Source organism: Halomonas sp. 111, assembly GCF_052379685.1.
Classification (GTDB): domain Bacteria; phylum Pseudomonadota; class Gammaproteobacteria; order Pseudomonadales; family Halomonadaceae; genus Vreelandella; species Vreelandella citrativorans.
Window position 1 is genome coordinate 119,113 of record NZ_JBQSYV010000004.1, and the last position, 24,716, is coordinate 143,828.

At 54.8% G+C, this 24,716-nt stretch carries 20 protein-coding genes; 2 read left to right on the top strand and 18 right to left on the bottom strand.

The window, feature by feature from the left end:
• Positions 1-6 precede the first annotated feature (6 nt).
• The 18 genes from tilS to rpsB all read right to left on the bottom strand — a co-directional run bounded on the left by tilS (position 7) and on the right by rpsB (position 20,797).
• Positions 7-1,290 carry a tRNA lysidine(34) synthetase TilS gene (gene tilS / locus ACT3T7_RS04585; RefSeq protein WP_444630214.1) on the bottom strand — a complete coding sequence of 428 codons (1,284 nt, stop codon included), beginning with the start codon at positions 1,288-1,290 and terminating at the stop codon, positions 7-9.
• On the bottom strand, positions 1,271-2,224 hold the full coding sequence (locus ACT3T7_RS04590) for an acetyl-CoA carboxylase carboxyltransferase subunit alpha (RefSeq protein WP_444630215.1): 954 nt from the start codon (positions 2,222-2,224) through the stop codon (positions 1,271-1,273). The genes tilS and ACT3T7_RS04590 overlap by 20 nt, the downstream gene beginning before the upstream one ends.
• 134 nt (positions 2,225-2,358) lie before the next feature.
• Positions 2,359-5,865 (bottom strand): DNA polymerase III subunit alpha, encoded by a 3,507-nt coding sequence (gene dnaE / locus ACT3T7_RS04595; protein ID WP_172118487.1) that lies wholly within the window; start codon positions 5,863-5,865, stop codon positions 2,359-2,361.
• A gap of 65 nt (positions 5,866-5,930) precedes the next feature.
• On the bottom strand, positions 5,931-6,548 hold the full coding sequence (rnhB, locus tag ACT3T7_RS04600) for a ribonuclease HII (protein WP_172118488.1): 618 nt from the start codon (positions 6,546-6,548) through the stop codon (positions 5,931-5,933).
• The gene (gene lpxB, locus ACT3T7_RS04605) at positions 6,538-7,710 is read right to left on the bottom strand and encodes a lipid-A-disaccharide synthase (protein ID WP_444627615.1); all 1,173 of its coding nucleotides are present in this window, start codon (positions 7,708-7,710) and stop codon (positions 6,538-6,540) included. Before lpxB ends, rnhB begins: the two co-directional genes overlap by 11 nt.
• A gap of 16 nt (positions 7,711-7,726) precedes the next feature.
• Positions 7,727-8,494: an acyl-ACP--UDP-N-acetylglucosamine O-acyltransferase gene (lpxA, locus tag ACT3T7_RS04610; RefSeq protein ID WP_172118490.1), complete on the bottom strand. Its 768-nt coding sequence runs from the start codon at positions 8,492-8,494 to the stop codon at positions 7,727-7,729.
• On the bottom strand, positions 8,491-8,934 hold the full coding sequence (gene fabZ, locus ACT3T7_RS04615; RefSeq protein ID WP_087109982.1) for a 3-hydroxyacyl-ACP dehydratase FabZ: 444 nt from the start codon (positions 8,932-8,934) through the stop codon (positions 8,491-8,493). Before fabZ ends, lpxA begins: the two co-directional genes overlap by 4 nt.
• 133 nt (positions 8,935-9,067) lie before the next feature.
• Positions 9,068-10,105, bottom strand: coding sequence for a UDP-3-O-(3-hydroxymyristoyl)glucosamine N-acyltransferase (gene lpxD, locus ACT3T7_RS04620; RefSeq protein WP_444630216.1), 1,038 nt, complete (start codon positions 10,103-10,105; stop codon positions 9,068-9,070).
• Between the two features lie 58 nt (positions 10,106-10,163).
• Entirely contained in the window at positions 10,164-10,670 is a 507-nt protein-coding gene (locus ACT3T7_RS04625; protein WP_444630217.1) for an OmpH family outer membrane protein, read from the bottom strand.
• Positions 10,671-10,729: 59 nt separating this feature from the next.
• The gene (gene bamA / locus ACT3T7_RS04630) at positions 10,730-13,081 is read right to left on the bottom strand and encodes an outer membrane protein assembly factor BamA (protein ID WP_444630218.1); all 2,352 of its coding nucleotides are present in this window, start codon (positions 13,079-13,081) and stop codon (positions 10,730-10,732) included.
• A gap of 100 nt (positions 13,082-13,181) precedes the next feature.
• A complete protein-coding gene (gene rseP, locus ACT3T7_RS04635) occupies positions 13,182-14,540 on the bottom strand; it encodes an RIP metalloprotease RseP (protein WP_193056440.1) in 1,359 nt (452 codons plus the stop codon).
• A gap of 78 nt (positions 14,541-14,618) precedes the next feature.
• A complete protein-coding gene (gene ispC / locus ACT3T7_RS04640; protein ID WP_172118493.1) occupies positions 14,619-15,815 on the bottom strand; it encodes a 1-deoxy-D-xylulose-5-phosphate reductoisomerase in 1,197 nt (398 codons plus the stop codon).
• Positions 15,812-16,633 carry a phosphatidate cytidylyltransferase gene (locus tag ACT3T7_RS04645; RefSeq protein ID WP_172118494.1) on the bottom strand — a complete coding sequence of 274 codons (822 nt, stop codon included), beginning with the start codon at positions 16,631-16,633 and terminating at the stop codon, positions 15,812-15,814. The genes ispC and ACT3T7_RS04645 overlap by 4 nt, the downstream gene beginning before the upstream one ends.
• Positions 16,626-17,417 (bottom strand): polyprenyl diphosphate synthase, encoded by a 792-nt coding sequence (uppS, locus tag ACT3T7_RS04650; RefSeq protein ID WP_193055207.1) that lies wholly within the window; start codon positions 17,415-17,417, stop codon positions 16,626-16,628. Before uppS ends, ACT3T7_RS04645 begins: the two co-directional genes overlap by 8 nt.
• Before the next feature lie 86 nt (positions 17,418-17,503).
• Positions 17,504-18,061, bottom strand: coding sequence for a ribosome recycling factor (gene frr, locus ACT3T7_RS04655; protein WP_087109998.1), 558 nt, complete (start codon positions 18,059-18,061; stop codon positions 17,504-17,506).
• A gap of 4 nt (positions 18,062-18,065) precedes the next feature.
• Positions 18,066-18,839: a UMP kinase gene (gene pyrH, locus ACT3T7_RS04660; protein ID WP_172118496.1), complete on the bottom strand. Its 774-nt coding sequence runs from the start codon at positions 18,837-18,839 to the stop codon at positions 18,066-18,068.
• Positions 18,840-18,960: 121 nt separating this feature from the next.
• Positions 18,961-19,830, bottom strand: a complete 870-nt coding sequence (tsf, locus tag ACT3T7_RS04665) for a translation elongation factor Ts (protein WP_172118497.1) — start codon at positions 19,828-19,830, stop codon at positions 18,961-18,963.
• Positions 19,831-20,047: 217 nt separating this feature from the next.
• Positions 20,048-20,797, bottom strand: coding sequence for a 30S ribosomal protein S2 (rpsB, locus tag ACT3T7_RS04670; RefSeq protein WP_172118498.1), 750 nt, complete (start codon positions 20,795-20,797; stop codon positions 20,048-20,050).
• A 369-nt stretch (positions 20,798-21,166) separates the two neighbouring features.
• Between rpsB and map the strand changes: the two genes are divergently transcribed.
• Together map and ACT3T7_RS04680 are read left to right on the top strand one after the other, a co-directional pair.
• Entirely contained in the window at positions 21,167-21,958 is a 792-nt protein-coding gene (map, locus tag ACT3T7_RS04675; protein ID WP_172118499.1) for a type I methionyl aminopeptidase, read from the top strand.
• A complete protein-coding gene (locus ACT3T7_RS04680) occupies positions 21,958-24,633 on the top strand; it encodes a [protein-PII] uridylyltransferase (protein WP_444630219.1) in 2,676 nt (891 codons plus the stop codon). Before map ends, ACT3T7_RS04680 begins: the two co-directional genes overlap by 1 nt.
• Positions 24,634-24,716: the final 83 nt, after the last annotated feature.

Genomic DNA, 24,716 nt, shown 5'->3' on the forward strand with positions numbered 1-24,716 from the left:
CACCGCCTACGAGACAAACCTTACGTTATCCGCTTTCCAGAGCACTCTGGCTGGCGGCTGAACCACACCAAGGCAAGTGTCTTCCGCCATGACCATCACCAGCCGCTCGCGCTCCCATGGGGGAATTTGGGCCTCCTGAAGCAGCCTTTTAACGTCTCGGCGCCCTCGCTCGGCAAGCGCAATCACTTCTCCTCCCTGGCGCCAGCGCAACGTTAGCGGCGTATCGGACTTCAACGAGAGTTCCAGCGCACCTAACGGTGTTGCCTGCCCAGCCCTGCCATCCCAGGCACACTGCCAGGCCGGTAGCGGCTCAAGCGGCGCCATTAGATAAAGCCGCTGTTGCCACACCCGAGCCTCCGCTCCTGGCCACGTGACGTGCACACTCGCGTCCGGTGCGGCCGTTAATTGATCAAGTAGCGTCTCCAGACGACGCTGAGGCGGGGTCGGCAATAATCGTTGCTGGCACCAGGAGCGTATCAGCAATCGCTGGCGAGGCCGTGAGCGCGTGGCCAACGCGAGGGCATCAATACGCTCCAGGTCGGTGCTGTTAGCATCTGTGCGAAGCGCCTCCAATTCCGCTTGCGCATACTCACTGAGCAGCGCATCCGCTTCCCCGGCATGCTTAGCGCTATGGGAAAACGTGCCAGCCATGTCGGGCCAGCGCGCTTTGAGAAGAGGCAACACGTCATGACGCAGGCGGTTACGATCAAGCGTGACATCGCTATTAGTGGGGTCTTCGCGCCATTCAAGGCCGATTTGGTAGGCTCGCCCCTCCAGGCAGCGCCGGGCAATCGAGAGCCAGGGCCGAACGAAGGTAAGGCCGTGTGCATAACGGCAGTGTGGCATTCCCGCTAACCCGCGAATACCGCTTCCCCGCAGTGCAGCCAGCAGAAAGGTTTCCGCTTGATCATCCTGATGCTGGGCCAGCCAAACGGTGTCCCCGGTGGGAACATGCTCATGAAACGCAGCATAGCGCGCCTGACGCGCTGCCGCTTCAATACCGCCAGCGGCGTCGACCGTTACGCGCACCACACTAAGCGGCACGCCAAGCTGCTTGCAAAGCACTTGGCAGTGCTGCTCAAAGTCATCGGCGGCGGCTTGCAAGCCATGATGAATATGGATGGCGCGCAGTGGGCGATTGGCCTGGCGGCAAACAGAAGCTGCCAGCGTCAGCAACAATGCGGAATCAAGCCCCCCAGAGAGCGCGACCCAAATAGAGCGCCCCGGTGGGGTTTCCACCAGGGCGTCGTTTAACAGGCGTTCAAGCTGATTAGGCAGTTGGGGCACCATAGCTCATTAAGCGCTTATAACGGCGCTCCAGCAAGGCATCGGCATCCAGTGCCTGAAGGCGCTCAAGGCCTTCGGTGATGGTCTCTTTCACACGCTCCGCCGTCGTCATCGGATGACGATGCGCACCGCCAAGCGGCTCTTTAATCAGCCCATCTACAAAGCCAAGCTCTTTTAAGCGCTCTGCGGTGATCCCCATTGCCTGGGCCGCATCAGAGGCTCTTTCGGCACTTTTCCAGAGAATAGACGCACAGCCTTCTGGTGAAATAACCGAATAGGTGGAGTACTGAAGCATGTACAGCTCATCGCATACGCCGATCGCCAATGCCCCACCGGAGCCGCCTTCGCCAACAACCGTTGATATAATCGGTGTTTTCAGGCGCGACATGACCGCCAGGTTGTAGGCAATCGCTTCACTCTGGCCACGCTCTTCCGCGTCAATGCCTGGGTAAGCACCGGGGGTATCGATAAAGGTTAAAATCGGCATTTTGAAGCGTTCGGCCATTTCCATCAGACGACACGCTTTACGATAACCTTCCGGGCGAGGCATACCGAAGTTACGGCGCACCTTCTCTTTAACATCGCGCCCTTTCTGGTGACCGATCACCATTACCGGCTTATCATTCAAGCGCGCAACGCCGCCTACCAGAGCAGCGTCATCAGCGAAGTTACGGTCACCATGTAGCTCGTCAAAGTCGCTAAACATATGCTCAAGATAGTCGAGCGTATAAGGGCGCTGAGGATGACGCGATAGCTGAGAGACCTGCCAGGGCGTCAAGTCCTTGAAGACCGATTCGGTCAGCTTACGACTTTTCTCCTCCAGCCGGGATATCTCATCGGAGAGATTAACGCTGTCGGAGCTAACCAAACGTAGCTCCTCAATTTTTGCCTGAAGCTCGGCAATGGGCTGTTCAAAATCGAGATAATTGGGATTCATCGGCTCTGCCTGTAAGCTGCCTATAAAAAGGCCTTGTCGAAACGAGTATCTAATAGACGTATTATCGCATCCTGACCCTGCCACGCAAGGCAGGGTCTGCTCAACGACACTCCCCAACCGTCATACGGTCAGGTTTAGCGGTAACGTAGCTGAACCCCCGCTTGCCCTTCCACATCGCGCAACGCAAGCAGCAAGTCATCACTGGGCGCGACTTTCCATTCACCGGCAAGCTCCAGCCAGCCGACGGCTTGGGCATGGCGATACTGCAACCGCACCGGCAAACCGCCATTATCCCGGTAGGGCGCTAAGCTATCGCGCAGACTCTCGACCAAGCGGCCATTGATACGCTCGGCGTCCAGTGCAAGCTCAACGGCATCGCCATAGCGAATACGGGCAGTGACCATAGGCGTTACATCTTTTCCACGCAGTCTCAGCCCGCCAGAGAAATCGTCACTGGAAACTTCGCCTTCAACAATCAATACCTGATCAGCCTCTATCTGACCACGTAACTGGTCGAATAGCTCACCAAACAACGATGCTTCAATACGCCCGGTGCGATCATCCAGGGTGATAAACGCCATGGTATCGCCACGTTTGGACTTCATGGTACGCATCGCAACCACCAGCCCGGCCACCCGCTGAGGTTCGCGGGAGGGTTTTAAATCGCTAATACGTGTTGATACAAAGCGTTTTAATTCACGCTCATATTCATCAATCGGATGCCCGGTAAGATAAAGCCCGAGGGTATCTTTTTCACCTGAAAGGCGCTCGCGGTCGGTCCATTCCCGCGCCCCGAGGTACTCAGTGTAGACGTCGAGCGCTTCGTCTTCGGCATCAGCAAAAGCCTCGCCGAACATATCCAGCATGCCCAAGCTCTGGTTGGTGTGGTTCTGGGCGGCGGCCTTCAGGGCATCTTCCATAGAGGCCGCCAGCACGGCCCGGTTAGGACCAAGGTTATCCAGCGCCCCTGAGCGAATCAGCGCTTCAAGGGTGCGCTTGTTCATACGCTTAGGGTCAAGCCGACGGCAGAAATCGAACAGGTCGGTGAACGGCCCACCCGTCTGGCGCGCCTCGACAATTGCCCCGATGGGCCCCTCGCCCACCCCGCGAATCGCCCCCAAGCCGTAAACCACGCGCCCTTCGGTATCCACGGTAAATTTGTAGCCGCCTACGTTAACGTCCGGCGGAGTAACGGTCAGCTTGAGGTTACGGCACTCCTCGATTAGCGGCACTACCTTATCCAGGTTGTCCATCTCGGTGGACATAACCGCGGCCATAAATGGCCCTGGATAATGGGCTTTCAGCCACGCGGTCTGATAAGACACCAGCGCGTAGGCGGCAGAGTGCGACTTGTTAAACCCGTAACCGGCGAACTTTTCCACCAAGTCGAAGATATTACCGGCAAGATCCTTATCGATACCATTGGCCGCGCAGCCTTCCATAAAGCCTGAACGCTGCTTGGCCATCTCTTCGGGCTTTTTCTTACCCATCGCCCGGCGCAGCATATCGGCCTGGCCCAGCGAATAGCCCGCCATTACCTGAGCGATCTGCATGACCTGCTCTTGGTAAAGGATAATACCGTAGGTAGGCGACAGCACCGGCTTTAACAGCTCGTGCTGGTAATCCGGGTGTGGATAAGATACTTCGGCACGGCCATGCTTACGGTTGATAAAGTCATCGACCATGCCTGACTGCAGCGGGCCGGGGCGGAACAACGCCACCAGAGCGATCATGTCGTCCAGCGAATCTGGTAGCAGGCGCTTGATCAGCTCCTTCATGCCGCGAGATTCGAGCTGGAAAACGGCGGTAGTTTCAGCACGCTTGAGCATTTCAAACGTTTTGCCATCATCCAACGGAATCGCATCGATGTTCAGCGGTTCCTGGCCGTTCACGCCGCGAACCTTATCGACCATCTCAAGCGCCCAGTCGATAATGGTCAGCGTACGCAGTCCCAAAAAGTCGAACTTGACCAGCCCGGCGTCTTCGATATCGTTTTTATCGAACTGAACCACCAGCCCATTGCCGCTTTCATCGCACAGTAAGGGCGAGAAATCGGTCAGTTTGGTGGGAGCGATGACCACGCCGCCCGCGTGCTTGCCGGTGCCCCGGGTCGTACCCTCAAGCTTGAGGGCCATTTCCCAGATCTCTTCAGCTTCTTCGTCGTTAGCAATGAACTCTTTAAGCGCAGCCTCCTGCTCGATCGCCTTGCCAAGCGTCATGCCCACTTCAAACGGGATCAACTTGGAGAGCTTGTCACCCAGCGAGTACGGCCGGCCCTGAGCACGTGCCACGTCGCGTACCACGGCTTTGGCCGCCATGGTGCCGAAGGTAACAATCTGCGATACCGCGTCGCGCCCGTAGCGCTCGGCCACGTACTCGATCACCTTGTCGCGTTTTTCCATGCAGAAATCGACGTCAAAGTCGGGCATGGAAACACGCTCAGGGTTCAAAAAGCGCTCAAACAGCAGGTCGTAGCCGATGGGATCAAGGTCGGTGATCTTTTGCGCGTAGGCAACCAGAGAGCCCGCACCGGAACCTCGCCCGGGCCCTACCGGTACGTTGTTATCCTTGGCCCACTGAATGAAGTCCATGACGATCAGAAAGTAGCCGGGGAAGCCCATCTGAATAATAACGTTGAGTTCAAACTCCAGCCGGTCGCGGTAACGCTGGTCAATTTCCTTGTATTCGTCACTGTCGCGCGGGTAGCGCTCGACAGGAAACAGGAAGTTCAGACGATCCGTCAGGCCGTCGTGGGAGACCTTGCGGAAAAACTCATCCAGGGTCATTCCCTCGGGGATTTCGAACTCAGGCAAAAATATCTCACCCAGACGTACATCCACGCTGCAGCGCTCGGCAATCATCACGCTGTTTTCCAGCGCCTCGGGGATATCCGAGAACAGTGCGGCCATCTCGTCTGGGCTTTTTAAATACTGCTCTTCGGTGTAGCGGCGTTCACGGCGCGGGTCGTCCAGCGCCTTGCCTTCACCAATGGCGACACGCGTTTCATGCGCCCAGAAATCCTCCCGCTCAAGAAAGCGTACGTCATTGGTAGCCACCACTGGCGTGCCGGTATCGATGGCAAGCTTGACGCTGGCATGCACGCACGCCTCTTCAAGCGGACGCCCGGTACGAATCAGCTCCAGATAGAAACGATCCGGAAAGGCAACCTGCCACTCTTCAAGCAACTGGCGCGCTTCACGTTCATGATCGGAAAGAAGGTGACGGCCAATTTCGCCCTCCCGCGCGCCTGAAAGCGCAATCAGGCCTTCACTTTGTTCAAGCACCCAGCGCTTATCCAAAATGGCCCGCCCCTGACGCTGGCCGTGGGTCCAACCCTTGGAGATCAGCTCGGTCAGGTTGCGATAGCCGACATCGTTCATCGCCAGCAGCGTTATACGGTAAGGATGTGACTCATCGTGGGGATTAAAGAGCCATAAGTCGCTGCCAATAATGGGCTTGAGTGCAGCCCCTTGAGCGGCCTTGTAAAACTTCACTAGGCCGAACAGATTTGTTTCGTCGGTTAGCGCCAATGCCGGCATACCGCGATCAAAGGTAGTGCTGACCAACGACTTAAGTTTTACCAAGCCGTCGACCAGGGAGTATTCACTGTGCAAACGTAGATGAACAAACGGTACCGTCATGACACTCTCGGCAGAATCTCGGTAAAAAGAAATGAAATAACGTTAATTTAACGTAGCGACAGCACTTAAATGAGGGCTAATTGGCGCTGAACGGGGGCGAAGCTTCGGCGGTGCTCCTCAAGCGGCCCGTGAGCGGATAGCGCCTCAAGATGCTCTTTCGTTGGGTAGCCTTTGTGACGTGCAAAGCCGTACTCAGGATAGCGCATATCCAGCGTAACCATCTGGGCATCGCGCGCGACCTTGGCAAGAATCGACGCCGCAGCAATGGCGGGATGGCGCGCATCGCCTTTGACTACGGCTTGCCCCGGCAAACTATGTCCCGGCAAACGGTTACCGTCCACCAGCAAATACTCGGCCGCAGGGGCTAAACCATCAATCGCACGACGCATTGCCAAGTGCGTGGCGTGGTAAATATTGAACTGATCAACTTCGGCAGCGCTTGCCTCAGCGACCACAAAGGCTAACGCCTGTTCGCGTATCAGCACGTCTAACGCTTCACGCTTACGGGCGGTGAGCTTTTTAGAGTCAGTCAGACCGTCAATAGGGCGTGCTGGATCCAGGATCACCGCCGCGGCCACGACGCTACCGATTAACGGCCCACGCCCAACCTCGTCGACCCCCGCCAAGCGCTCGCCCACATAGGCGATCTCAAGCGGCGGAAAATCGCCTGATTTAGCGGGCATTGTGCAGCTCCAGTGACTGGCCTAAGGCGATAGCGGTGATTGCCTCAGCGGCGCGGCGACTGGCGTTGCGCTGCAAGTCGGCGTGCATCGTTGCAAAGCGTGCCTCTAACGCCAATCGTGCTTCGTGATCGCTAAGCAACTCATAAAGCTGGTCTGCGATAGCTTCCGGTGTCGCCGCGTCCTGAATAAGCTCAGGCACCACGCTTTGCTGCGCGATCAGATTGGGTAGCGATATCCACTGGGTTTTCACCATACGCTTGGCGAGCCAATGGGTGGCCGGTGCCATCTTGTACGCAACCAGCATCGCCCGGTGACACAGCATGGCTTCAAGCGCGGCGGTCCCGGATGCCAGGAGCACGACATCGCTGGCGACCATTGCCTCTCGCGCCTGGCCATTTAACAGCTGCACACGCTCGGCAAGCGTTGGATAGTGAGACAAGAGCGCCTGAATTTCGTCATGACGCAGCGCTGAGGCAGCCGGAATCAAAACCTTTAGCGTGGCATGGCGCTGGCACAGCAGCTCAGCGGCGGCTAAAAACGTATGACCCAGGAAACGTATTTCGCTGCTGCGCGAGCCTGGCAACAAAGCAAGCACCGGCGCATCTTCATCAAGACCTAGTGCCTGTCGCGTTGCGATGCGGTCATTTTCAAGCGGCAGCTCATCGGCAAGCGGATGACCCACGAACACAACAGGAACACTGTGGTGCCGGTAAAAATCGGCCTCAAAGGGCAGCAGAGTGAGCATTCCATCAACGGATTTGGCAATGCCTTTCACACGCCCCTGCCGCCACGCCCAAACAGAAGGGCTGACGTAGTGGGCCGTTTTGATTCCGGCATTACGCAGCTGCTTTTCCAGGCCGAGCGTAAAATCAGGCGCGTCGATACCCACCATGATATCCGGCTGCCAGGCGAGCGCTTCGCGACGCAGCGTGCGGCGCACACCTACCAGCTCAGGCAGGTGTTTGATGACCTCAACCAGCCCCATCACAGAAAGCGTTTCCAACGGAAAGCGGCTTTGCATCCCCTCAGCGATCATGCGAGGCCCGCCAATCCCACGAAACTCAACCTCTGGATGACGCGACTTAAGCGCACGCATCAGACCAGCCCCAAGGATATCCCCCGAAAGCTCGCCAGCCACCAGATAAACACGCTGCAAGGTCATAAGCGAATGGACATGGTTAGCGCGTAATGCCGCGGGTCGAACGCTCGATAGAGTCAGCGAACTCCGTCACTTCCTCTATATCAAAGCGCGCACGCATCTCTTCAAGCGCTTGCTCGACGGTAAGCCCCTGGCGATAGACCAATTTATAAGCAACGCTCAGTGCATTAATCGCCTCACGGCTAAAGCCGCGGCGTTTTAAGCCGACCAGATTCAGACCACGCGCTTCTGCCGGGTTGCCGTTAATCATGACATAGGCAGGCGTGTCTTTAGTGATAATAGAGCCACCGCCCGCCATGGCATGCTCACCAAAGTGACAAAATTGGTGCACGGCAGACAGGCCACCCAGGATAGCGTAATCACCCAGCGTTACGTGCCCGGCGAGCGTTACCTGGTTGGCAAGGATACAGTCATTGCCGATGACACAGTCATGGCCCACGTGTACGTAGGCCATAAACAGATTGCGGGAACCAATCGTCGTTTCACCACGGTCTTGTACCGTACCGCGGTGAAGCGTCACGCCTTCACGGATAACGTTATCGTCGCCCATGACCAGACGAGTAGGTTCACCAGCGTACTTTTTGTCCTGACAATCCTCACCTACCGAGGCGAACTGAAAAATACGCGTGCGCTTCCCCAACACAGTGGGTCCTTTGACCACTACGTGCGGGCCGATTATGGAGCCTTCGCCGATCGTGACGTTAGGCCCAATAACACTAAAAGGGCCAACCTCAACGTCATCTGCGAGTGTTGCTGTTGGGTCAACCAGTGCAGTAGGATGTATCAAGCAACCTTCCTCTCAGCACAAATAATTTCTGCTTCACAGGCAAGCTCTCCGTCAACCGTGGCGCGACACGCAAACTTCCAAATGCCCCGCTTGCCACGAATTACGTTAGCCTCCAGTTGAAGCTGGTCACCTGGCATCACCGGGCGCTTGAAACGCACATTGTCGCTCCCCACCAGGTAGTACACGTAGCCATCCGCTGGCAGCTTGTTAACTGTTTTAAAGCCTAAAATACCGCAAACCTGGGCCAGTGCCTCGACTACCAGCACACCCGGCATAATCGGATGATGTGGAAAGTGGCCGTTGAAAAATGGCTCGTTAATACTAACGTTTTTGAACGCAACGATGGATTCGCCCACAGTTAATGCGGTCACTCGATCCACCAATAAAAACGGATAGCGGTGGGGCAAGTATTCGCGAATTTCGTTAATATCCATAACCATCGTAACGACCTCAAAATGAAAAACGCCTGATAGGCATCAGGCAAATACCAGCACTTCGTCTGGTTAAAGGGCAAGGAATTATACCCTGCCGCCCTCTCGTCTCAAGCTACTTACTTAGTAAACAATATGGCTTTTAGGCGTCACGCGTCGTTTTTTCCAGCCGAGACAACCGCTTGGCTATATCATCCAACTGCTTAAACCGCACCGCATTTTTACGCCACTGCGAATTACTCATTGCCCCCGTACCTGACGAGTAGACGCCGGGAGTATGAATCGAATTGGTCACAAGACTCATCCCGGTGACCTGAACACCATCACAAATCGTTAGGTGGCCTGATAATCCAACCCCCCCACCCAACATGCAGTGCTTGCCTACTTTGGTGGACCCTGCAATACCGACACAGCCTGCCAAAGCGCTATGGGCACCAATAGTGACGTTATGAGCGATTTGTACCTGACTATCGATTTTAACGTCATCGCCAATCAGGGTATCGCCTAGCGCACCACGGTCAATGCTTGAGCAACTGCCAACTTCGACATTATCACCCAGCACAACGCCACCTAACTGGGCAATTTTGTGCCAACCTTCACCGTCGTGGGCAAATCCAAAACCATCTCCACCAATCACACAGCCACTTTGTAAAATGACCCGCTTGCCAATAATCACACCATGACACACGGTCACATTGGCATGCAGCCGAGTATTGTCGCCGATAACGCTATCAGCCCCAACGACACTCCCAGCGCCCACCACAACGTGGTCACCCAGTGTTACGCCCGCTTCTACTACGGCGTGGGCCTGGATCGAGACGCCTTCACCCAGCGTTACGCTGTCGGCAACGACCGCGGTGGGATGGATACCGGCCTTATCACGTGCAGGCAGTGGGTCAAATAGCTGAGAGAGTTTGGCATACCCCAGGTAGGGGTTTTCCATCTCAAGCTTTGGTACCGGGCAACTCTTGCCATGCTCAGGGTGAAGCAGCACGGCTGCCGCCTGAGTGGTGGCCAAATCCTTGAGGTAAGCGCGATTTGTTAAAAAGGCCACTTGATCAGATGTGGCCTCTTTAAGTGTTGCTAAACCACGAATGGGTAGCGCGGCATCACCTTCAAAGGTGACCCCTAAATGGCGAGCAATGTCCGCAAGTGTAAGATGGTGAGATGCGTGCGTCATGGGAGCCCAATAAAGCAATAGTGCAGCACAGCTACACCAACAGTCATTAAAAAATTAATTACATCGAATCAAATATTTGCGTAACTTCATCAGTCACATTAGGCAAATCAACCGAGGAATGAAGCACTCCTTGAGGCTCAACCAATACATCAATATTGTGACGGTTCAGCACTTGCTCCACCGCTTGCTCAAGCTTGAGTTCCGCACCTTCCAGAAACTGCTGCTCTGAACGCTGCTGAGCCTCCATAACATCACGACGTAACTGCTCAAAACGCGAACCTTTCTGCTGCAGCTCAGCGATCAGTGTTTCACGCTGCGACTGAGACATCGTTTCGCCTTCGCGCTGCAAGCGTTCTTGCAACTGCTGTAACTCATTTCCCAGGCTTTGGGCTTCACTCTGCTGACTGCCAATCTGGTTTTCCAGCTGATTTAGCGAGGTTTGAGCCGACTGGGTATTCATCAGCGCAGCTCGCCAATCCAGCACGGCAACCTCTGCAGCTTCTGCTGCATGAACCGGTAAAACAATCGCACCAAATAAGCACACGGACGCTGTCAGTTTACGCATCGAGTCACTTCCTTATCATCAAGCGGGGGCGCTACCAAGGGCGCGCCCCTTTAGCAAAGTTAGAATGTTTGTCCCAGCGAGAACTGGAAGAACTGTGTGTCATCACCGCTTTTGTCTTTAAGCGGCTCCGCGATGCTAAAGGTCAGCGGACCAACCGGTGTTAACCAGGAAAGGCCAACGCCCACACTATAGCGCAAATCGCCCAGGTCGACGCCAGAACTACACTGCTGACGACCCACATCAGCTTCTAATACCTTGTAGCAGGAGCTCAAGAACGTATTACCGGCATCCAGAAACAGCGAAGGCTGCACAGAACGCTGGTTTTCTACAAAAGGCATGGGGAAGATAACTTCGGCACTACCTTCCACCAACACGTTACCGCCCATTGTGCGATCACGCCCCCCTTCAACACCCGGCGTGGTAGGTTGCCCCAATGTATTGGATGTAAAACCACGTACCGATCCTAAACCACCTGCGTAAAAATTCTCATAGAAGGGAAAAGGATCGTTTGAATCAAACGTATTGGCATAGCCAAGGTTACCGCTAAACTTAAGCGCCCAACTCTCATCGTTATTGAGCGGATATAGCTGCTGAGCCCGAGCGCGCAGCTTATAGTACTCTGCATCGCCGCCTGGCACGCCGGTTTCAAGCGACAGGCGCTGATAGTTACCGGCTGTCGGCATCACGCCTCGGTTAAGGTTGTTACGCGTCCAGCTCGCCGTGAGTTTAAGGCTTTGAGCGCGCTCCCCTTCGTCATCCACATAGCGATGAATTTCTGACGCCGTATCGTTGTAGGTTTTAATTTTAAGTTCTTCAAGACTCGCCCCGAAGTTGAGGCGAGACAGTTCACTTATCGGATAGCCGAAGTTGATACCCGCGCCGTACGCATCGGTCGAGTAGGTAGAGATATCCGAGTCGGCATAGTCCGTTTCACGGTAAAATATGTTGTAGCCGCGAGAAATACCATCAAGTGTCCAGTAAGGATCCGTGAAGGCAAAGTTGACGCTGGTGAATGTATCGCTGCGCTGCGCGCCAACATTGACCCGGTTACCCGTGCCCAGGAAGTTGTTTTGTGCCAGTCCAACTCCATAGATTACCCCGGCACTTTGCGAAAAGCCCACGCTGGCAGACACCGAGCCTGAGGGCTGCTCTTCCACATTGTAGGTGACGTCCAACTGATCAGGCTGACCTGGTACCGGCTGGGTATCCACTTCTACCTGGCTAAAGAAGCCAAGCCGTTCAAGGCGCTGGCGCGACTGAGCAATTGAGTCGGTCGATGCGGGGGCGCCTTCCATTTGAATCATTTCCCGACGCAGCACTTCGTCCTGGGTGGTGGTATTACCATAAAACTCAATACGTCGAACATAAGTGCGCTGGCCAGGTTCAACCGCGATGACCAGGTCAACCGTTTCACCGTTATCCGCCATTTCAGGAATACCCTGAATATCGGCGAATGCAAAACCTTCAGCGCCCAAACGCTGGCGTAGCGCTTCGGTCGATGCGTTCACCTGACCACGAGAGAAAATGTCTCCGCTATGGATCTCCATGAGTTGACGTGCTTCGCTTTCGCTGATTTGCATGTCACCCACAAAGCGGACATCACCTACTCGATACTGGTTACCCTCATCAACATTAAGCGTAACAAATATTTCGGACTTTTCAGGCCCAATGGAGACTTGCGTGGAGGTAACATCAAAATTTACATAGCCACGATCAAGATAGAAGGTGCGAAGGCGCTCTATATCACCAGACAGTGCCTCACGCGAGTACTCATCGTTTGAAAACCAACCAAAAACTCGCCCGGGACGGTCATTAAGCTCGAACACACTGCGCAGCGTTTCATCGTCAAAATCTTCATTGCCAACAATATTAATCTGGCGAATCTTGGCAACCTCGCCTTCATTAATATTGATATTGACCTGTACACGCCCTTCATCAACCTGTTCAACCTCGGTCGTAATGCGAGCACTGTAGCGTCCCTGGCTCTGGTAAACACCTTCAAGCTCACGCTGAATCTCTTCAAGGGTCGAGAGTTGCAACACTTGCCCTTCCGACAACCCTGACTGACGTAAGCCGTTACGCAGGTCCTCTTCTGAAATCTGCTTATTGCCAGTGAGGTTCAAGCGCGCGATGGTCGGTCGTTCAACTACCTGAATAACCAATACATCGCCTTCGCGAGCTAGCGAAACATCTTCAAATAAACCAGTGGCAAACAAATCGCGTGCGGCTGACGCTAGCTGCTGCTCGCTAACCCGATCATTCGTACTGACAGGAAACGCATTAAAGACCGATGCAGCGGATACCCGCTGTAGTCCTTCCACTCGAATGTCCGAAACATCAAAGGATTGTGCCTGGGCGCCGCTAGCGCCTACCAGCAAGAGTGCTGCCATTCCAAGGGTCTTGATTTTCATGCTGTCAGTTCGCTCGCGTTGGTCTGCCTATCACGTTAGATAAGCACCATATACATTTGTGCAGGCAGATGACAAGGCATCCTGCGCGCTACACGCGTCATTACCAAAGGCGCATCAGATCAAAATACAGAGCCATCACCATCAGGCCGCCAACCATGGCAAGCCCAATGCGTAATCCAATGGCTTGGGTTTGTTCAGAGACCGGCCGCCCACGTACGATTTCCAAAAAATAGTAAAGCAAGTGTCCACCATCGAGCACCGGAATAGGCAATAAATTAAGCACGCCAAGGCTGATGGACAAATACGCTAAAAAGCCTACAAAGGCTTCCATTCCGGCACGGGCCGAATCACCCGAAATTTGCGCAATCGTAATAGGACCGGAAAGGTTGGAAGGTGAAATCAAACCTACCAACATTTTACGAATCGCATCAACGGTTAATAAAATCATATCACCGGTACGCGATAGCGCTTGTCCAACCGCTTCGATAGGCCCATAACGAATTTCACGCTGTAGCGACTCAGGCCACGTTACCGACTCAACGCCTGCACCAATGTACCCAACCTCACCGCCACTCTCCAGCAGATTGCTACCCGGCGTTAGTGTTAGTGTGCCCTGCTCGCCATTTCGCTCATAGGCTACGCTAAGCGTTTCACCCGCACTACGGCGGATCATCGTGACAAACTGCATCCAATCTTCCACCGGTGTGCCGTCAATCGCAATAATATGATCGCCTGCTTGCAACCCCGCGTTGGCGGCAGCTTCGCCATCGACCACCTGGCCTAATACTGCTGGGAATTCTGGCTGCCAAGGCGTCATACCCAAGGATTGCAGTGGCTGGGGCGGGTCCTGGCGGGCCAAGTAGTTATCGACCTCTAGCGCGTAAGCTCGTTCACTGCTACTGCCCTCAGGCAACACATTGATGGTTAGCGAGCCACTAAAACCAATCATAGAGATAAGCTTTAGGTTGACCTCCTCCCAGGAGCGTACGGCGTCATTTTGAATAGCGATAATTTCGTCGCCGTGGGCAAGGCCTGCTTCAGCTGCCGGCGAATCAGGCAGCACATCTCCCACCATGGGAGCGACCACGGTCGTCCCGGATACAAAGAGCGCCCAGTAGGCAACAATAGCCAACAGGAAATTTGCCAAAGGCCCAGCGGCAACAATGGCGATACGCTGCCATACCGTTTTGCGATTAAAGGCCTGGTCAAGCTGATCTTCCGGTACCGGCGCTTCACGCTCGTCCAACATTTTGACATAGCCGCCCAGCGGAATGGCCGCTATCGCGTACTCCGTCCCCTGGCGGTCGACGGTGGACCAGAGCGGTTTGCCAAAACCCACCGAAAAACGTAACACCTTGACGCCACAGCGGCGCGCCACCCAAAAGTGGCCAAACTCGTGAAAGGTGATCAACAAACCCAGCACGACGATGATCGCTAAAATGTTTTGTAACAGGCCCACAATAAACTCCCTGGCACCCTGCACATCAGCCGATGCTTAAGTGACCTACTTGCTTCTCAATATTCGGTACGGCAGTGTCTAGCCTGCTTGTAACATGACCCTTTGCGCTGCCTGCTGACGCGCCCAGTGGTCTGCAGCCAAGATATTTTCAATCGTATCGGCGCTGCCTGCATAGGGCTGCGATACAACCTCTTCAACCACGTTGGCTATTTCACCAAAGCTGAGCCTTTCCGCCAGGAACGCCTCAACAGCGACTTCATTGGCTGCATTGAGAATCGCCGGCGCGGCACCGCCCTTCTGTATGGCTTCACGGGCCAAGCGTAGGCAGGGAAAGCGCGCTTCATCCGGTGCTTCAAAATCCAGCTGCGCGATCTGGAACAGATCCAGGGCTTCTACACCGGCCTCAATACGCTCGGGCCATGCCAGTCCATAGGCAATGGGTATACGCATATCCGGGTTGCCCAGCTGGGCGATGACAGAGCCATCAATGTAAGCTGCCATGGAGTGAATCACACTCTGCGGATGCACTACCACCTGAATTTGCTCGGGCGTTGCATCAAACAGCCAGCACGCTTCAATTAATTCAAGGCCTTTGTTCATCATGGTGGCGCTATCAACCGAAATCTTGCGCCCCATCGACCAGTTAGGATGGGCGCAGGCCTGGTCGGGTGTCGCATTGGCAACCTTGTCCGCACTCCAGGTGCGAAAAGGCCCGCCAGACGCTGTTAGTAGCAGCTGTCGAACGCCGTGACGCTCAAGCCCGCCGCGATGTTTTACCGGCAGGCACTGATAGATAGCATTATGCTCAGAATCGATAGGCAACAGCGTGGCGCCAGAGCGCTCAACCGCCTGCATGAACAGCGCGCCGCTCATCACCAGCGCTTCTTTATTAGCAAGTAGTACACGCTTGCCCGCTTCTGCAGCGGCCAGCGCAGGCAGCAGCCCCGCTGCCCCAACGATGGCGGCCATAACGGCATCGACACACGCCTCACGGGCAACCTGGCAGAGTGCTTCACGACCCGCCAGCACGACGGTCGGTTGGTCAGCGTCATCAAGCGCTTGGCGAAGCCATTGCGCATCGTCACTATGATCGAGTACCGCGATACGGGGATGATGGGCCAGGCACTGTTCCAGAAGCACTTCCCTGGAGGTATGTGCCGTCAACGCATACACCCGATAACGCTCGGGATGACGGGCGATGACATCCAGGGTGCTCACCCCGATAGAACCGGTTGAGCCCAACACGGTAATCCACTGGCAGGACGATTGACTCATAAGACAGGCACCTGCCCTTGAAGAACGGGCAAATAGAGCAGCGCAAAGAGCGGAATCGCCGCCGTCAAGCTATCAATCCGGTCCAGCACGCCGCCATGGCCCGGTAGCAGCTGGCTTGAGTCCTTGATGTCTCGGTAGCGTTTGAGCATGCTTTCCAGCAGATCACCCAGCACTGAAATAAGCGTGACAATAACGGTGACTACCACCAAGCCAACAGCTACACCCGGGGTTAACGACTGCCAAAAGGCGAAGACAAGCGCCAGTAGCGTGGTGGCAACCAACCCACCAATAACGCCTTCCCAGGACTTACCGGGGCTAACCCTTGGGGCGAGCTTGCGCTTACCAAAACGACGCCCGGCAAAATAGGCGCCGATATCCGCCGCCCACACCAGTAGCAATACAAATAACAGCCATACGCCGCCGCTATCGCGCAGAATATTAAAGCCGACCCAGCAGGGCAGTAGCACCCATAGCCCCATCGCCAAGCGGCGTGGCGTTGACTGCCACTGCAGCCCTTTTCCCGGGTAATGGGTCACCCAGTAAAGATTAACCAGCCAGCCAAGGGCGGCGCACCATAAAGGCCATACTGCAAACGCGGCACCGGTAAGCCACATCAGTAGCATCACCACCGCAAGCCCGGCGACCAGTTGAACACGCTGACGCTGCCGGATAACGCCTGCCAGGTTCGTCCACTCCCAGGCCCCAAGCAACACCATCAAAGCGGTAAAAAGCGCAAACGCGCCACCTTGCAATCCAAACAGCCCCACCAGCACCAAGGGCGCCAGCCAGGCTACGGTTATAATCCGCTGTCTAAGCACCTTGCGCCTCTATTTGTTCGTCGGTCATGCCAAAACGCCGACGCCGCTGACAAAAGTCGTACAGCGCACTGTCCAGCGCATCGGCACCGAAATCGGGCCAGAGTAAGGGCGAGAAATGCAGCTCAGCATACGCTAACTGCCACAGCATAAAATTCGACAATCGCTGTTCGCCACTTGTTCGGATACACAGGTCAACAGGAGGCACATGGTCTGCTTCCATTGCCCTGTCAAAGCAGGCTTCATCGATATCGCCAGGCTGTAACTCACCGGCGGATACCTGCCCAGCCAAATGTCGCGCTGCACGTGCGATGTCCCACTGCCCGCCGTAGTTGGCAGCGATCACCAGGTGCATGCCGGTATTATCTGCGGTCAGCGCTTCTGCACGCTGTATATACTTCTGAATGGCGTGAGAGAAGCCACGCCGCTCACCAATAATCGTTAGCCGAATATTGCGCTCATTAAGCTTTTTAACTTCGCGCTTGAGCGCCATCAAAAAGAGCTCCATCAACGCATTCACTTCAGCCGCTGGACGTTTCCAGTTCTCGCTTGAAAAGGCAAACAGGCTCAGCGTATTTACCTGGCGCTCGGCTGCGCGCTGAATGACCGCTCTGACGGCTTCGACGCCTGCACGATGACCACGTACGCCAGAGAGGCCGCGGGCCTTTGCCCAGCGGTTATTGCCGTCCATTATGATCGCGACATGCGACGGCAGTGCTTCACCCAGGCACTTGGGTGGCGTGCTTGCGTCGTCCGGCGGTTCTTGAGGAAACTGCGGTGACGTCATGAGGTCTCGCACAAAAGCTCAGTCATAGTAAAGCCATAGGCCTAGCGGGCAGCCTGGCTACCCGCAGCTAAATAAAAGGCAGGTGCTTATACCTGCATCAAGTCCTGCTCTTTCGCGGCAAGCGCTTTATCGACTTCGGCAATATATTTGTCGGTCAATTTTTGGATTTCATCTTCACCCTGACGCTGATCATCTTCGGTAATCTCTTTATCCTTTAGCAAGGATTTGAAATCACCGTTGGCATCGCGACGCACGTTACGCACAGCCACGCGAGCATTTTCAGCTTCGCTACGTGCCTGTTTGATATATCCCTTGCGTGTCTCTTCGGTCAACATGGGCATCGGTACACGGATCACATTACCCGCGCTTGAAGGGTTCAAGCCCAGGTCAGAGGTCATGATAGCCTTTTCGATTTTCGGCACCATGCCCTGCTCCCAGGGAGCGACCGCAAGCGTACGCGCATCTTCAACGTTAACCGATGCCACCTGGCTAAGCGGCACCTGGCTGCCGTAATAATCGACGGTAACAGCATCCAGAATACTGGGGTGTGCACGCCCGGTACGGATTTTGTTGAAGTTGCTGTTCAGCGCTTCAACGCTTTTTTTCATACGAGATTCAGCGTCTTTCTTAATATCATTAATCACGTTCTTACCCTCTATCTATTAGCGTGCCTTCCTTGCCCCCTACTACCAGGTTCAGCAGGGCGCCAGGCTTATTCATATCAAATACCCGCACCGGCATATCATGGTCACGTACCAGGCAGATAGCGGTCAAATCCATAACGCCTAGCTTTTGGTCCAGAGCGTCATCGTAGGAGAGCTGATCATATTTTACGGCATCAGCATGTTTTAGGGGGTCCTTGTTATACACCCCGTCCACTTTGGTCGCTTTAATGACCACATCCACGTCCACTTCAATACCGCGTAAACAAGCGGCCGAGTCGGTTGTGAAAAATGGATTACCGGTTCCTGCCGAAAACAGTACCACGTCTCCTGACGTTAAATAACGGATGGCAGTGCGGCGGTCATAATGCTCTACCACACCACTCATGGGAATCGCCGACATTACCCGCGAACGAATATTTGAACGCTCCAGTGCATCGCGCATGGCCAACGCATTCATGACCGTTGCCAGCATTCCCATGTGGTCGCCTGTGACCCGATCCATTCCGGCTTCGCTGAGCGCCGCACCCCGAAACAGGTTGCCGCCTCCAATCACGATCCCGACCTGCACACCAATACCCACCAGCTGGCCGATTTCCAGCGCCATACGGTCTAACACTTTAGGGTCAATACCAAAATCGTGCTCTCCCATTAGCGCCTCGCCTGAAAGTTTCAGCAAAATACGCTTGTATTTTGACTTCGACTTTTCAAGTTTATGGGGCACAACAAGCGGGGTAGGCTCTTGAACATCTCGTGACATGGCATCTCTCCTGAAGCAGACTTGGACACAGGTGGGCGAAGCAACCCCCTATTTAGCAGGGGCCGGATACACGAAGGCGTGCGCTTACGCGCACGCCATCTTCTGACTAGAACGTCTGACCTTAACGACGGCCAGCCTGTTCCATAACTTCTTTAGCGAAGTCGACTTCTTCTTTCTCGATACCTTCACCCACTTCAAAGCGCGTGAAGCTAACCACTTCGCCACCGGCTGATTTAACAAACTCAGCAACGGATTGGTTCGGATCTTTAACAAACGGCTGCTCGGTCAGGCTGTTCTCTGCCAGGTATTTCTTCAGACGGCCTTGAACCATTTTCTCAGCAATCTGCTCAGGCTTGCCTGCCATGTCCGGCTGACCCAGGATGATGGCTTTCTCTTGATCCAGCTGCTCTTGCGGCATATCGGCCGGGTGAGCAACGGCTGGATTAATAGCTGCCACGTGCATAGCAACGTCTTTCGCTGCTTCTGCAGTACCGCCATTAAGTACGGTCAGAACGCCAATGCGGCCACCGTGAACGTATTCGCCCACCAGACCACCGTCAACGGCGTTGACAACTACCGCGCGACGTACGCCGATGTTCTCACCGATTTTCTGAACCAGCTGCTCACGGGCAGCTTCAAGGTCGCCCGCCATAACGGCAGCAACATCTTCGCTTTTCGCGGCAAAGAAAGCGGAGGCGATTTTGTCAGCGAACGCAATGAAGTTGTCATCACGCGCAACAAAGTCAGTCTCGGAGTTGATTTCAACCATTACGCCGTAGCTACCGTCTTCTGCTACACGGGTAACAACAACACCCTCTGCAGCAATACGATCGGCTTTCTTCGCGGCTTTTAAGCCTGAATTTTTACGCAGGTTTTCGATCGCGACTTCAATATCACCGTCGGTTTCGGTGAGTGCTTTTTTACACTCCATCATGCCGAGACCAGTACGTTCGCGCAGTTCCTTGACCTGAGAGGCGCTGATAGCTGCCATGAGAATTCACCTCGGAAATGGTTCTATGAGAGTTAAACGCCCTACAGAGTGTAGCCACGATAAATGACTATCATATATCACTTTGAAGGTCGCTTGCCGGCGCTTGGTGTCCGGCGTAATCGGCCCACCCGGATGTCCATCCAAAGCGGGAAAAAGGGGGCATAGGCCCCCTCTTCAACACGATGCGGCTTAACTACCCGCCGCAACCGCTACTATTTTACTCAGCAGCAGCGTCAGTGTCGGTTGAAGCCGCTTCTTCGGTCACTTCAACGAACTCGTCCGGACGACCTTCTTTCGCACGACCACACGCGTCAGCAATCGCTTTCACGTAGATCTGAATAGCGCGAATGGAGTCATCGTTACCCGGGATAACGTAATCAACGCCATCAGGGTTAGAGTTGGTATCAACCACGCCAATAACCGGGATACCCAGCTTGTTGGCTTCGTTGATCGCGATGCGCTCGTGGTCAACGTCGATAACGAACAGTGCGTCCGGCAGGCCGCCCATGTTCTTGATACCACCGATAGAACGCTCAAGCTTATCTTGCTCACGCGTTGCCATCAGGACTTCTTTCTTGGTCAGCTTGTCGAACGTGCCGTCTTCGCGCATGGTTTCAAGTTCGCGCAGACGCTTGATAGACTGACGAATAGTCTTGAAGTTAGTCAGCATACCGCCCAACCAGCGATGGTTGACGAACGGCTGACTAACGCGATTCGCTTCTTCTTTGATGATCTTGCTAGCGCTACGCTTGGTGCCAACAAACAAAATTTTGTTGTTGGATGCCGACATCTTCTCAACCACATCAACGGCTTCGTTCAGCGCCGGAAGAGTGTGCTCAAGGTTGATGATGTGAATCTTGTTGCGTGCGCCGAAGATGAATTTGTTCATCTTCGGGTTCCAGTACTTAGTCTGGTGACCGAAGTGAGCACCTGCTTTGAGCAGGTCACGCATATTAACGTGAGACATGGTAAAACTCCTGAAACTCGGGTTAGGCCTCCACGCACCCCATGGATCCGACCATTGACCACGTATAAAACGTTATCAGCGGCACCCGGGACCATGTGTCGGTGCATGTGTGTTTTCAAGGCTTGCTATTTAAGCAGCGTCTTCAAAGTGAACCCGCTGCGGGTTGTTCGCCTTGCCATGATCGCCGACTCACCACAAAGAAGCGAGCGAGCGATTGCAGGAAAGCGCGCGGCTTTATACCATAGATCATTACCAAGATGAAGTCACAGCCCGTGTTACGATGTTTATTTGTCACTTAATACTGTCGCTTTAACGCTGTCATTTAATGCTGTTACTTACTACCTCAGCCTGAACCCATATCGAGAATTCATGAACGTTCCTATCAAGACACCTTCAGAAATCGAGAAAATGCGCGAAGCCGGGCGCCAAGCCGCCAGCGTGCTGGAAATGATTGCTCCTTACATACAAGAAGGCGTAAGCACCGGCGATATTGATAAGCGTTGTCACGACTATATTGTTAACGAACTGGGCTCAGTTCCCGCTCCGCTCAACTATCACGGGTATACCCACGCCACGTGCATCTCGCTCAACCATGTGGTCTGTCATGGCTTTCCGGATTTTAATAAAAAGCTCAAGAAAGGTGACATTCTGAACCTGGACATTACCGTTAAAACCCCTGATGGCTATCACGGTGACTCCAGTGCCATGTTTATCATCGGCGAAACCATACAGGGCGAGCGCTTGTGCCGGATTACCCAGGAGTGCTTGTATAAAAGCATCGCGCTGGTAAAACCAGGCGTACGCCTTTCAGAGCTTGCGCGAGTGATTCAAAAGCACGCCGAAGGCCATGGCTACTCGGTCGTTCGCGATTTCTGCGGCCACGGTATTGGGGCAGGCTTCCATGAAGACCCCCAGTTCCTGCATTACGATGGTTACGCACCAGACGCTGATATCGCCTTAGAGGCTGGCATGTGCTTTACCATCGAACCCATGATCAACGTGGGTGGCTACAAAACCAAAGTCTTGCGCGATGGCTGGACCGCCGTTACCAAGGACAAGAGCCTTTCAGCGCAATGGGAGCACACCTTGCTGGTCACCGAGACCGGGGTTGAAGTACTGACCGCGCGTAGCGATGAAGACTTTAGTTTTTTAGATAACTAATGCTCCTCCACCACCACCGGTTCGAGCCGGATACGTCGCTTTACGACCTTGAGGCTTTTCGTACAGAGCTATCTGGCTCGCGCTCACCCATAGCGCCGTTTAAAACGGCGCTTCGTGAGCTCCAGGCCAAGCTGGATGACCGGTTTCGTGCGGGCGCCGATATACGCGACCTGGTGCGAGGGCGGGCCTGGTACTTGGATCAACTGCTCGCCATTGCCTGGGCGCAGCACGCTTGGCCCGATGACGGCGTCGCACTGATTGCTGTTGGCGGCTATGGCCGAGGGGAGCTACACCCCCATTCGGATATCGACCTTCTGCTGCTGCTTGAAGATGACGACGACACCGCTTACCGCGAACCGCTCACTGCCTTTATCACTTTTTTATGGGATATCGGCCTGGAAATTGGCCACAGCGTACGCTCATTAAACGACTGCGAGCGTGAAGCCAAGGCGGATGTCACCGTCATCACCAACCTGCTTGAGTCCCGCCTGATTGCAGGCCCTGCATCACTGCGCGAAAAAATGCGCGAGCGCTTAAGTGCCGAGCATATTTGGCCGGCCGACCGTTTTTTTGAAGCCAAATGGCAAGAGCAGATTGCTCGCCACTACCGTTACAACAATTCCGAATACCACCTTGAGCCGAATCTGAAGAGCTCGCCTGGCGGCCTACGCGATATTCAGATGATTGGCTGGGTCGCTAAGCGCCACTTCGGTACGGAACAGTACACCGACATTGTCGCCAACGGTTTTATGAACGATGCCGAACTGCGTATCTTAAGCCAGGGCCAGGCATTTTTGTGGCAGGTGCGTTATGCGCTGCATATGTTGACCGACCGCGCCGAAGACCGCCTGCTGTTTGATCATCAACGCACGATTGCTGAGCTGTTTGGCTTTAAAGATACGCCCGAGCGGTTAGCCGTTGAGCAGTTCATGAAGCGCTACTATCGCCACGTAACGGCGCTGGCCGGGCTTAACGACATGCTACTTCAGCACTTCGACGAAGTGATTTTGCGCGGCAAAGAGGCGCTGGAAACCATCCAGCTCAACGAGCGCTTTGAAACCAAGGGCGGCTATATTCAAGCACGCTCGCGCACGCTGTTTCGCGAACAGCCTGAAGCCATGTTGGAGCTTTTCCTGCTCATGGCCAGGCACCCGGAAATTGAAGGCGTACGGGCGGACACCATTCGCTTGATTCGCGACCACCGCCATCAGATTGATGATCACTACCGCGATGACCCTCACCATCAGCGGCTGTTTATGGAAATACTGCGCGCCCCCGGCAACGTACCGCGCCAGCTACGGCGCATGAACCGCTACGGCATACTGGGTAAGTACCTGCCCGAATTTGGCCGAGCCGTAGGGTTGATGCAGCATGATCTGTTCCACATCTACACCGTGGATGCGCATACGCTGCGTCTGCTGAAGTTTTTACACGGCTTTCGCAAACCCGATGCCAAAGACGACTTCCCCGTGGCGGCTGCGCTCATCCATCAGCTTCCCAGGCTGGACATTTTGTGGATAGCGGGCCTGTTTCACGATATCGGCAAGGGCCGGGGCGGCGACCACTCGGAAATCGGTGCCAAAGACGTTACGCATTTTTGCCAGCACCACCATGTTTCAGCCCACGATACAAAGCTTGCCAGCTGGCTGGTCGAGCACCATTTGCTCATGTCGATGACCGCTCAGAAGCGCGACATTAGCGACCCTGACGTGATCCGCGACTTTGCGCTGATCGTGCGTAACGAAATGCGTCTGGATTATCTGTATGTGCTCACCGTGGCCGATATTAACGCCACCAACCCCACGCTTTGGAACGGCTGGCGGGCATCACTTTTGCGCCAGCTATATGCTGAAACCAAGCGCGCCTTACGTCGCGGGCTAAAAAACCCACCGGACCGTGATGACTGGGTACGGGAAACACGCTCTGAAGCACGCTCGCTACTCCAGAACATGGGGCTTGGGCGCGCGCAGATTGATGCATTGTGGGAACCGCTTGGGGAAGACTATTTCCTCCAGTACGCGCCCAGCGAGATTGCCTGGCAAACCCAAGGTATCCTGGCGCATAACGCCTCCCCCTTGCCGCTGGTATTAATCAGCGCACCGACGCTTGATATGGCAGAGGGCGGCACTAAAGTGTTTATCCATACACGCTCGGTGGATGACCTGTTTGCCGCCACCGCCGCCGCCATGGAGCAGCTCGGGCTCTCCATTCATGATGCCCGCATTGCTACCTCGCGCAATAACTGGACGCTAAACACCTTTATTGTGCTGGATAGCCACGGTCAACCGATTCGCGACACGGCACGTATCGAAGAGATGCGTCAGCACTTAATCGAAGAGCTGGATGACCCAGACGACTACCCAGAAATTGTGACCCGCCATACGCCGCGTCAGTTAAAGCACTTCAAGGTACCCACCGAAGTGCTGATTGAGCAGGACCCGGCTAACGAGCGCACACTCCTTGAGCTAACGGCCCCTGACCGACCAGGGCTTCTGGCCCGCGTAGGGCGTATTTTTATGGAGCAGGGCATCGCCCTCTCGGCGGCTAAAATCGCCACGCTGGGCGAGCGTGTTGAGGACGTTTTCTTTATCACCACGAAAGCAGGCGAACCATTAACCGACCCAATACGCCAGCAAGAGCTGCGCGAGCGATTAATTGAGGTGCTGGGCGTGTAAACACTTAAAGACGCCGTGCCCCGTGGTTAAATTTGAGCCCAACCCCGAGGCTTGCTTATAATCGGCGCTTAGCCTGCCGCTTA

Excerpts from the sequence above, each read along its gene's own strand:
- tilS (WP_444630214.1), bottom strand. The coding sequence starts at position 1,290 with ATGGTGCCCCAACTGCCTAATCAGCTTGAACGCCTGTTAAACGACGCC.
- ispC (WP_172118493.1), bottom strand. The coding sequence starts at position 15,815 with ATGAGTCAATCGTCCTGCCAGTGGATTACCGTGTTGGGCTCAACCGGT.
- ACT3T7_RS04625 (WP_444630217.1), bottom strand. The coding sequence starts at position 10,670 with ATGCGTAAACTGACAGCGTCCGTGTGCTTATTTGGTGCGATTGTTTTA.
- lpxB (WP_444627615.1), bottom strand. The coding sequence starts at position 7,710 with ATGACCTTGCAGCGTGTTTATCTGGTGGCTGGCGAGCTTTCGGGGGAT.
- ACT3T7_RS04590 (WP_444630215.1), bottom strand. The coding sequence starts at position 2,224 with ATGAATCCCAATTATCTCGATTTTGAACAGCCCATTGCCGAGCTTCAG.
- map (WP_172118499.1), top strand. The coding sequence starts at position 21,167 with ATGAACGTTCCTATCAAGACACCTTCAGAAATCGAGAAAATGCGCGAA.
- bamA (WP_444630218.1), bottom strand. The coding sequence starts at position 13,081 with ATGAAAATCAAGACCCTTGGAATGGCAGCACTCTTGCTGGTAGGCGCT.
- lpxD (WP_444630216.1), bottom strand. The coding sequence starts at position 10,105 with ATGACGCACGCATCTCACCATCTTACACTTGCGGACATTGCTCGCCAT.
- fabZ (WP_087109982.1), bottom strand. The coding sequence starts at position 8,934 with ATGGTTATGGATATTAACGAAATTCGCGAATACTTGCCCCACCGCTAT.
- uppS (WP_193055207.1), bottom strand. The coding sequence starts at position 17,417 with ATGACGTCACCGCAGTTTCCTCAAGAACCGCCGGACGACGCAAGCACG.
- ACT3T7_RS04680 (WP_444630219.1), top strand. The coding sequence starts at position 21,958 with ATGCTCCTCCACCACCACCGGTTCGAGCCGGATACGTCGCTTTACGAC.
- pyrH (WP_172118496.1), bottom strand. The coding sequence starts at position 18,839 with ATGTCACGAGATGTTCAAGAGCCTACCCCGCTTGTTGTGCCCCATAAA.
- dnaE (WP_172118487.1), bottom strand. The coding sequence starts at position 5,865 with ATGACGGTACCGTTTGTTCATCTACGTTTGCACAGTGAATACTCCCTG.
- tsf (WP_172118497.1), bottom strand. The coding sequence starts at position 19,830 with ATGGCAGCTATCAGCGCCTCTCAGGTCAAGGAACTGCGCGAACGTACT.
- rpsB (WP_172118498.1), bottom strand. The coding sequence starts at position 20,797 with ATGTCTCACGTTAATATGCGTGACCTGCTCAAAGCAGGTGCTCACTTC.
- rnhB (WP_172118488.1), bottom strand. The coding sequence starts at position 6,548 with ATGCCCGCTAAATCAGGCGATTTTCCGCCGCTTGAGATCGCCTATGTG.